At 64.9% G+C, this 9,200-nt stretch carries 7 protein-coding genes, 2 tRNA genes and 1 pseudogene; 3 read left to right on the forward strand and 7 right to left on the reverse strand.

Annotated features, from left to right (window positions below; all coding sequences use genetic code 11):
• Nucleotides 1-266 precede the first annotated feature (266 nt).
• On the reverse strand, nucleotides 267-863 hold the full coding sequence (leuD, locus tag VGG53_RS12370) for a 3-isopropylmalate dehydratase small subunit (protein WP_331518352.1): 597 nt from the start codon (nucleotides 861-863) through the stop codon (nucleotides 267-269).
• Between the two features lie 15 nt (nucleotides 864-878).
• The gene (gene leuC / locus VGG53_RS12375; RefSeq protein WP_331518353.1) at nucleotides 879-2,324 is read right to left on the reverse strand and encodes a 3-isopropylmalate dehydratase large subunit; all 1,446 of its coding nucleotides are present in this window, start codon (nucleotides 2,322-2,324) and stop codon (nucleotides 879-881) included.
• 51 nt (nucleotides 2,325-2,375) lie between these two features.
• Between leuC and VGG53_RS12380 the strand changes: the two genes are divergently transcribed.
• Nucleotides 2,376-3,077, forward strand: coding sequence for an IclR family transcriptional regulator (locus VGG53_RS12380; protein WP_331518354.1), 702 nt, complete (start codon nucleotides 2,376-2,378; stop codon nucleotides 3,075-3,077).
• Nucleotides 3,078-3,134: 57 nt separating this feature from the next.
• The gene (locus VGG53_RS12385) at nucleotides 3,135-3,635 is read left to right on the forward strand and encodes a PPOX class F420-dependent oxidoreductase (protein ID WP_331518355.1); all 501 of its coding nucleotides are present in this window, start codon (nucleotides 3,135-3,137) and stop codon (nucleotides 3,633-3,635) included.
• Between the two features lie 33 nt (nucleotides 3,636-3,668).
• On the opposite strand, the gene VGG53_RS12390 is transcribed toward VGG53_RS12385, so the two are convergent.
• The 3 genes from VGG53_RS12390 to VGG53_RS12400 all read right to left on the reverse strand — a co-directional run bounded on the left by VGG53_RS12390 (nucleotide 3,669) and on the right by VGG53_RS12400 (nucleotide 4,931).
• Nucleotides 3,669-3,741 (reverse strand) — tRNA-Glu (locus tag VGG53_RS12390).
• An 83-nt stretch (nucleotides 3,742-3,824) separates the two neighbouring features.
• Nucleotides 3,825-3,896 (reverse strand) — tRNA-Gln (locus VGG53_RS12395).
• Nucleotides 3,897-4,142: 246 nt separating this feature from the next.
• Entirely contained in the window at nucleotides 4,143-4,931 is a 789-nt protein-coding gene (locus VGG53_RS12400; RefSeq protein ID WP_331518356.1) for a fumarylacetoacetate hydrolase family protein, read from the reverse strand.
• A 157-nt stretch (nucleotides 4,932-5,088) separates the two neighbouring features.
• Between VGG53_RS12400 and VGG53_RS12405 the strand changes: the two are divergent.
• Nucleotides 5,089-6,165, forward strand: a pseudogene (locus tag VGG53_RS12405) (MFS transporter); the annotation flags it as partial.
• Nucleotides 6,166-6,298: 133 nt separating this feature from the next.
• Here VGG53_RS12405 and VGG53_RS12410 read toward each other — a convergent pair.
• Both VGG53_RS12410 and serA read right to left on the reverse strand, forming a co-directional pair.
• Nucleotides 6,299-7,315, reverse strand: a complete 1,017-nt coding sequence (locus VGG53_RS12410; RefSeq protein ID WP_331518357.1) for a 3-isopropylmalate dehydrogenase — start codon at nucleotides 7,313-7,315, stop codon at nucleotides 6,299-6,301.
• The gene (gene serA / locus VGG53_RS12415; RefSeq protein ID WP_331518358.1) at nucleotides 7,312-8,898 is read right to left on the reverse strand and encodes a phosphoglycerate dehydrogenase; all 1,587 of its coding nucleotides are present in this window, start codon (nucleotides 8,896-8,898) and stop codon (nucleotides 7,312-7,314) included. The genes VGG53_RS12410 and serA overlap by 4 nt, the downstream gene beginning before the upstream one ends.
• Nucleotides 8,899-9,200: the final 302 nt, after the last annotated feature.

The raw sequence follows: 9,200 nt of genomic DNA on the forward strand, positions 1-9,200 counted from the left end.
GACGGTCTGAGCCCAATTTGTCTGTGAGTACATCGATGAGCTCTGCTTTGTTCATGCAAATCCTCCGAAGCTAGTGGCCCTCGATTGGACCGACTAGAGGACACGGTAAACCCTCAGGTGCCTGATTTCCAAGAGCCACGCCCAATTTCAATGGTTCCTGGCGAACTTTTTAGGAATCCGCTTGCCGCGCTTGGGAGGTGGCTTGAGAGAGGACGAGCCGTCAAATACGACCCTGCGCCGCTCTGAATTCGGACTCAATCGAGCCGTTAGGCAGTGGGCAAAGTCTGCGGTTTCCAGTCCGGCCGAGCTGCCTCGAAAACTTCGATCTGATCGTGTTTACGCAGCGTAAGAGCTATGTCGTCGAGACCTTCCAAGAGACGCCAAGCGGTGTAATCGTCAATCGTGAACGGCACCACCACCGTTCCCGCCGAGACATTCCGATCTTGAAGATTGACAGTGATTTCCAGCCCCGGGCTGCCCTCGATGAGCTTCCAGAGAAGTTCAACATCATCCTGAGCAACTTCGGCCGCGAGCAGTCCCGACTTACCCGCGTTGCCCCGAAAAATGTCGCCGAAGCGAGACGAGATCACTACCCGGAAGCCGTAGTCCATTAGCGCCCACACCGCGTGCTCGCGGGATGATCCGGTGCCGAAATCGGGGCCGGCGACCAGTACTGAACCCCTGTCAAATGGGCTGAGATTGAGCACGAAAGACGCATCGTTACGCCAGGCCGCGAACAATCCGTCGTCGAAACCCGTTCGGGTCACTCGTTTCAAATAGACCGCCGGAATGATCTGGTCGGTGTCGACATTGGACCGCCGCAACGGCACTCCGATGCCGGTGTGGGTGCGAAAGGCTTCCATTGGTTTCTCCCTCAGTCAGTTCAAGTCGGCCGGGGCGGAGAGCTTCCCGCGCACCGCGGTGGCAGCGGCAACCGCCGGTGACACCAAATGCGTACGGCTCCCCTTGCCCTGGCGGCCTTCGAAGTTACGGTTTGACGTTGCGGCGCAGCGCTCCCCCACTGCGAGCTGATCGGGGTTCATCCCCAAACACATCGAGCAGCCGGCCTGGCGCCACTCGGCGCCCGCGGCAGTGAAGATCTCACCCAGCCCTTCGCTTTCGGCTTCCGCACGGACTCGCATCGACCCGGGCACGATCAGCATGCGCACGCCGTCGGCCACCTTTCGGTCGCGCAATATTTCGGCAACCACCCGCAGGTCCTCGATGCGGCCGTTGGTGCACGATCCAACGAAGACCGCGTCGACCGCGATCTCGCGCATCGGGACTCCGGGCCGAAGGTCCATGTACGCCAGCGCTTTCTCGGCCGCCTGTCGCTCGTGGTCGTCGGTCATCAGCTCGGGGTCAGGGACCGCAGCCCCCAGCGCGACGCCTTGGCCGGGATTGGTCCCCCACGTCACAAACGGAGTCAACGACGCGGCGTCCACATACACCTCGGTGTCGAACTCGGCGCCGTCATCGGTTCGCAACTGATCCCAATAGGCCTGTGCCGCATCCCACTGCCCACCGGTCGGGGCATGCGGGCGACCGCGCAAGAATTCGTAGGTGGTGGCATCCGGCGCCACCATGCCCGCCCGCGCGCCGGCTTCGATACTCATGTTGCAGACCGTCATCCGTGCCTCCATCGACAGCGATTCGATGGCGCTGCCCCGGTATTCGATGACGTGGCCCTGCCCGCCGCCGGTGCCGATCTTCGCGATCACCGCCAGGATGATGTCCTTGGCTGTCACCCCGACCGGCAGTTGCCCGTCCACGTTGACGGCCATGGTCTTGAACGGCCGCAGCGGAAGTGTCTGCGTGGCCAGCACATGCTCGACCTCGGAAGTCCCGATGCCCATTGCCAATGCGCCGAAGGCGCCGTGGGTCGAAGTGTGGCTGTCGCCGCACACGATCGTCATTCCCGGCTGGGTCAGACCCAATTGCGGACCGACGACATGCACTATGCCCTGGTCGATATCGCCCATCGGGTACAACCGGATGCCGAACTCGGCGCAGTTGCGGCGCAGCGTCTCGACCTGGTTGCGGGAGACCGGATCAGCGATCGGCTTGTCGATGTCGATCGTGGGCACGTTGTGGTCTTCGGTGGCCAGCGTCAGATCGGGGCGGCGCACCGGCCGTCCGGCCAGCCGCAGACCGTCAAAGGCCTGCGGACTGGTCACTTCGTGCACCAGATGTAGATCGATGTAAATCAGGTCGGGCTCGGTTCCCCCGCCAGAGGCCACCACGTGGTCGGCCCAAACCTTTTCCGCCAGTGTGCGTGGGCGCGCGGCGACCCCAGAATCACCGTGGGCTGAAGTTTTCGTCATGAGGTCATCCCAATTCCTTGATCTCACTATGCGAGACGTTAGTATCTCTCTGTGAGACAGGATAGCGGCATCGGCGTGCTTGACAAAGCCGTGCAGGTACTGCACACGATCGCGGAATCACCCTGCGGGCTAGCCGAATTATGCGATCGCACAGGTTTGCCCAGAGCCACCGCGCATCGGTTGGCTGCAGGACTGGAAGTTCATCGTCTGCTGGCCCGCGACGGCGAGGGCCGTTGGCGTCTGGGCCCCGGCATCAGCGAGTTGGCTGCTCAGGTCAACGACCCGTTGCTGGCCGCCAGCGCGGCGGTTCTGCCCCGATTACGCGAGATCACCGGCGAGAGTGTGCAGCTGTATCGGCGCGAAGGCAGCTCGCGGATTTGCGTCGCAGCGATGGAACCGCCTGCGGGCCTCCGCGATACCGTCCCAGTCGGCGCGCGCCTGCCGATGACGGCAGGTTCTGGCGCCAAAGTGCTGTTGGCGTACAGCGATGACGCCACCAGGGCCGCGGTGTTGTCCGGCGCAAAATTCAGCGATCGCACATTGGCCGAGGTGCGGCGCCGCGGTTGGGCTCAGAGCGCCGCCGAGCGTGAGCCCGGGGTGGCAAGCGTTTCGGCGCCGGTGCGCGATGCCCATGGGTCGGTGATCGCTGCCATCTCCGTGTCGGGTCCCATCGACCGGATGGGCCGCCGGCCGGGCGCACGCTGGGCCACCGATCTGCTGGCTGCCGCCGACGCGCTGACTAGCCGGTTGTGATTCGCACCGCATTGCCCACGGTTCGAGCGGCGGCACGTGACCTGAGACACTGTCGCCATGGGAACGAAGCAGCGTGCGCAGATCGTCATGTCCGAGGCCGAGATCACCGACTTCGTCACCAGTAGCCGTACCGGCACGCTGGCCACCATCGGTTCGGACGGGCAGCCGCACCTGACCGCGATGTGGTACGGCGTGGTCGATGGTGAAATCTGGTTGGAGACCAAAGCCAAATCGCAGAAGGCCGTCAACCTCAAGCGCGATCCGCGAGTGAGCTTCATGATCGAGGACGGCCAGACCTATGACACCCTGCGCGGCGTGTCCTTTGAAGGCGCCGCCGAAATCGTTGATGATCCAGACGCCGTATTCCGCGTCGGAGTCAGTGTGTGGGAGCGCTACACCGGCCCCTACACCGACGAGATGAAACCGGCCGTCGACATGATGATGAACAAGCGGGTCGCCGTACGCATCGTCAGCCATCGCACTCGCTCGTGGGACCACCGCAAGCTTGGCATCCCCCACATGCCGGTGGGCGGCTCAACCGCCGCTGCCGCGAGCTAGCGGGAACCAGCACGCAGCCCGTTTATGGATGAGTAGCCCCGATGGGATTCGAACCCACGCTACCGCCGTGAGAGGGCGGCGTCCTAGGCCGCTAGACGACGGGGCCGGAACCGATCCGAGCTGCCAGCATAGCTCACAGCCCTACGCCGACCTAATTGCTTGGCGGCGGAAGAACATTGGAAAACCCTGCTGGGGTACCAGGACTCGAACCTAGAATGGCTGAACCAGAATCAGCTGTGTTGCCAATTACACCATACCCCATTGGCCGCCTAAAACCGCTGGTCAGAGGCCTGCCTGCAGACGATACGCGGTCGTGCGGGCATTGCTGCCAGCCGTGATGGGCCGACGTGCAGACTACCAAACAAACAGGTCACATCTCACCCGCGCCCGACTCGTTCGCCGGCTTGCGGCTGCCGGCGCGAATCACCGTGGCGTCATCGTCCGGCGTCATTTATCCGAGCGACTGCGGTCGACAGCGCGGAATGCCAGCCCGCGACCGACGCATGTTTACGAAACTTGTTTCCGCACAACGGCATTCGATAGCGTTCCGATGCCCGACACGGTGATGCTGACGGTGTCGCCGTCCTCGATGGGCCCCACACCGGCGGGCGTGCCGGTCAAAATGAGATCACCCGGCAGCAGCGTCATCACCGCCGATATCCATTCCACGATCGCACTGACGTCGTGGATCATCAGCGAGGTACGGCTGTTCTGTTTGACTTCGCCGTTGACCTCGGTGCGCAGCTCCAGATCGGCCGGGTCGACATCGGTGGCAATCCACGGCCCGACCGGGCAAAACGTGTCGTGGCCCTTCGCTCGCGTCCACTGGCCGTCAGCCTGCTGTTGATCACGAGCGGATACGTCGTTGCCGATCGTGTACCCGAGGATGCTCTCGGCTGCTCGTGCGGCCGTGACATCTTTGCAGGGTCTACTGATGACCGCCGCCAGCTCGCCCTCGAAGTGCACGGGCGATGCGTTGGCCGGCAATCGAATCGGCACATGCGGACCGATGATCGCGGTGTTGGGTTTGAGGAAGATCACCGGATCGGCCGGTGCCGGGCCTGTAGCGCCCCCCATCTCGGCGATGTGGTCGGCATAGTTCTTGCCGATGCAGACCACCTTGCTGGCCAGGATCGGGGCCAGCAATCGCACGTCGGCCAGCGGCCAGGAGCGACCGGTGAATGTCGGGGTGCCGAACGGATGCTCGGCGATCTCGCGAACGGTCATCTCGTCGTGCTCGCCCTCGATGGAGACGAACGCGACGCCGTCGGGACTGGCAATTCGGCCAAGGCGCATTCGCTTGAGCCTAGTGGCGGTCGCAAGCGCGGCGAAGCCGGGCGCCGCGGGCCGACACCAAAAGCTAGTGGCGGTCGCAAGCGCGGCGAAGCCGGGCGCCGCGGGCCCGGTTACCGCTTCGGTCCCAGCAAGTACCTGGCTATGCGAGCATGGGTCAATGCCGACGGACCCGACCGGCACGGCCGGACTCAGTACGGGCCGACGTTGGTCGATCGTCGTCGTGTCACTGCTGGTGACCGCGAGCGCGTTCATCTTCATCAATGGTGTTGCGTTTCTGATCCCAGCTCTGCAAGAAGATCTGGGCACGCCACTGGCCGAGGCCGGGTTGCTGTCGTCGATGCCGAGCTTCGGCATGGTGGCGACGCTGATTCTGTGGGGCTACCTGCTCGACCGGGTGGGCGAACGCATCGTGCTGACGATCGGCTCGGCGCTGACGGCGGGGGCCGCCTACGCCGCGACCACCGTCCATTCCATGGTTGCGTTCGCGGCATGGCTGGTCGTCGGAGGCATGGCGGCCGCCAGCTGCAACTCGGCCGGCGGCCGGCTGGTCTCCGGGTGGTTCCCGCCCGAGCAACGCGGCTTGGCGATGGGTGTGCGCCAGGCCGCACAGCCGCTCGGAATTGCGTTGGGCGCGCTGGTCATTCCCGTGCTCGCCGAAGGCAGTAAGTCGGCAAGGTCGGCGCTGATCTTTCCCGCAGTGCTGTGCGCGGCGTCGGCGGTGCTCAGCCTCGTGGCCATCGTCGACCCGCCACGCAAAGAATGGGACGAGGCTTCCGAGCAGGAACTGGCCAATCCCTACCGGAAATCGTGGGTGCTGCGCAGAATCCACGCGGTCTCGGCGCTGTTGATGGTGCCGCAGACGGTGACCGCGACGTTCATGCTGATCTGGCTGATCACCAATTATCGGTGCTCGGTGGCATTGGCAGGAACCCTCGTCATGGTGTCGCAGTTGCTCGGCGCGGTGGGCCGGGTGATGGTGGGCCGGTGGTCGGATCGGGTCGGGTCGCGGCTGCGTCCGGTCCGCATCATTTCCATCGCCGGTGTCGTGGTCTTCGTCGGCTTGGCGTTTGCCGACCATCTGCGCGCATCGATCGCGGTGCCGTTGATGGTTGCGGCGTCGGTCGTGGCCGTGCTCGACAACGGGTTGGAATCGACGGCGATCACCGAATACGCCGGACATTTCTGGAGTGGGCGCGCACTCGGATTGCAGAACACCTATCAGCGATTGATGGCAGCGGGCGCGCCACCGGTCTTCGGTGAGCTGATTGCCGCACACGGCTATCCGCCGGGATTTCTTGTCTGCGGGCTGTTCTCGCTCCTGGCGGTGCCGATCGTGCCGGTCCGGACGCTGCCACCGGGCCTCGAGACTAGAGCCCGGACGCTATCCTTTCGCCGACTTCGGCGGTGGAGAGCTGTCCGGTCGGGCGACTGGCCAGATGGGACGCCACGGCCCGGTCCACTCGCGCGGCGGCAGCGTCTTCGCCGACGTGGGAAAGCAGCAGCGCCACCGACATGACCGCGGCGGTCGGATCGGCGATTCCCTGGCCGGCGATATCTGGCGCGCTGCCGTGCACCGGCTCGAACATCGACGGGTTGGCCCGGGTGGCATCGATATTTCCGCTGGCCGCCAGCCCGATACCGCCGCACACGGCGGCGGCCAGGTCGGTGATGATGTCGCCGAACAGGTTGTCGGTGACGATGACGTCGAAGCGGCCGGGGTCGGTAACCAGGTGAATGGTTGCGGCGTCGACGTGCTGATAGGCCACCTCGACATCCGGATACTTCTCGCCGACCTCCTGCACGGTCCGCGACCACAGGGACCCGGCGAACGTCAGCACGTTCGTCTTGTGCACCAGCGTCAGATGTTTGCGGCGCTGCTGAGCACGCGCGAACGCATCTTCGACCACGCGGCGAACGCCGAAAGCCGTATTGATGCTGACTTCAGTGGCCACTTCATGGGCCGTGCCGACCCGGATCGCGCCGCCGGTTCCGGTGTATGGACCCTCCGTGCCCTCGCGGACCACCACGAAATCGATATTGGTCCCGGGCTCGACCCTCAGTGGGCTGCTGACGCCCGGATAGAGCCGCCCGGGCCGCAAGTTCACGTGGTGGTCGAGCTCAAACCGCAGGCGTAGCAGCAAGCCTCGCTCCAGCACACCGCTGGGCACCGATGGATCACCGATCGCGCCCAATAGGATTGCGTCGTGGCCCCGCAGTTCGGCGACGGCAGTCTCGGGCAGGACTTCGCCAGTGGCGTGAAATCGCTTGGCGCCCAAGTCGTAATGCGTCTTCTCGATACCCGGCAACACCGTGTCCAGAATCTTCACCGCTTCGGCGACAACCTCCGGGCCGATCCCGTCACCCGGGATTACCGCGAGTTTCACGAGAGGTCAACCACTTCGAGCTTGTTGGCCGCCACGGCGGTGCTGATCTCGGTGCGGACATCGGCGGGCACGTCGCGATCAAGCCGCAGCAAGATCGTCGCGCCGGGGCCCTCGGCGTCCTCGGACAGCTGGGCGGCCTGGATGTTCACCCCTGCGGCGCCCAGCAATGTGCCGATCTTGCCCAGTGCGCCAGGCTGATCGGCGTAGTTGATGACGAGGTAGATGCCCTGAGCGCGCAGATCAAAGTTACGCCCGTTGATCTGCACGATCTTCTCGACCTGCTGCGGACCGGACAACGCGCCGGCCACGTTGACGACCGAACCGTCAGCGGCCACAGCGCGGACATCGACGACACTGCGGTGGTTGGGGCTTTCGGTGGCGGTGCTGATGTCGGCGGCCACGCCGCGTTCTTCGGCGATCGCCGGGGCGTTGACGAACGTCACCTGGTCCTCGATCACCGCCGAGAACAAACCACGCAGGGCCGAAAGTCGAAGCACCTCAACGTCTTCGGCCGCCAGCTCACCGCGCACCTGCACCGACAGCGACGCCGGCAGTTCCTCGGCGAGCGCACCGGCCAGCACCCCGAGCTTGCGCACCAAGTCCAGCCAGGGCGCGACCTCCTCGCTGACCACCCCACCGCCGACGTTGACGGCGTCGGGGACGAACTCCCCCGCCAACGCGAGCTTGACGCTGGCCGCCACATCGGTGCCGGCCCGGTCCTGAGCCTCCTCGGTCGAGGCGCCCAGATGCGGTGTCACCACCGCCTGCGCCAGCTCGAACAGCGGGCTGTCGGTGCAGGGCTCCTTGGAGAACACGTCGAGACCGGCACCCCGAACATGTCCGCCGGAGATGGCGTCGGCCAGCGCCGCCTCGTCGATCAGCCCGCCGCGGGCGGCGTTGACGATGATCACCCCGGGCTTGGTTTTCGCCAACGCGTCTTTGTCGATCAGTCCCGCCGTCTCAGGCGTTTTCGGCAAATGCACCGAAATGAAGTCGGCGCGGGTCAGCAGCTCGTCAAGAGTCAGCAACTCGATACCGAGTTGGGCTGCGCGCGCCGGCGACACGTACGGGTCGTAGGCCACGATGTGGGCCTCGAAAGCGGCCAGCCGCTGGGCAACCAACTGCCCGATGCGACCCAGCCCGACCACCCCGACGGTCTTGCCGAAGATCTCGGTGCCCGAGAACGACGAGCGCTTCCATGCGTGCTCGCGCAGCGAGGCATCGGCCGCGGGAATCTGCCGCGCGGCCGACAGCAGCAGCGCCACGGCGTGCTCGGCGGCGCTGTGGATGTTCGACGTCGGCGCGTTGACGACCAGCACACCGCGCTCGGTGGCCGCGTCGACGTCGACGTTGTCCAGCCCGACACCGGCGCGGGCGACGATCTTCAGCTTCGGCGCGGCGTCGAGGACCTCGGCATCGACGGTCGTCGCGGAGCGGACCAACAGTGCGTCGGCTTCGGGCACCGCCGCGAGCAGCTTCGGCCGGTCGGGGCCGTCGACCCAGCGCACCTCGACCTGGTCACCCAAGGCGGCGACGGTTGATTCGGCAAGTTTGTCAGCGATAAGAACAACAGGCAGGCTCACGCGGGCCAGCCTAATGGTCGCGGTTGTGCCGGATTGCGTCACGGTCGCCCATCGAACCCACTAGCAGCGTCGAACGTGCATTCAGAGCGAGAAAATCGCCAAAATTTCGTTCTGAGTGCACGTTCGGCGCGAGGTTCTGCATGTCGGTGCCCGGGTGAATCCTGGCGGTAAGCGTGACGACAGGAGAAACACCGATGTGCTGGAAATGCGATCACCCGGAAGCCTCGATCCAGGAATGGCTGGAACTCATCTACGAGAGGGTCAAAGAGAACGGATGGACCGCCCAGTTCATCCAGGGCCCC

Origin of the sequence: Mycobacterium sp. (assembly GCF_036490025.1) — a bacterium.
Classification (GTDB): domain Bacteria; phylum Actinomycetota; class Actinomycetes; order Mycobacteriales; family Mycobacteriaceae; genus Mycobacterium.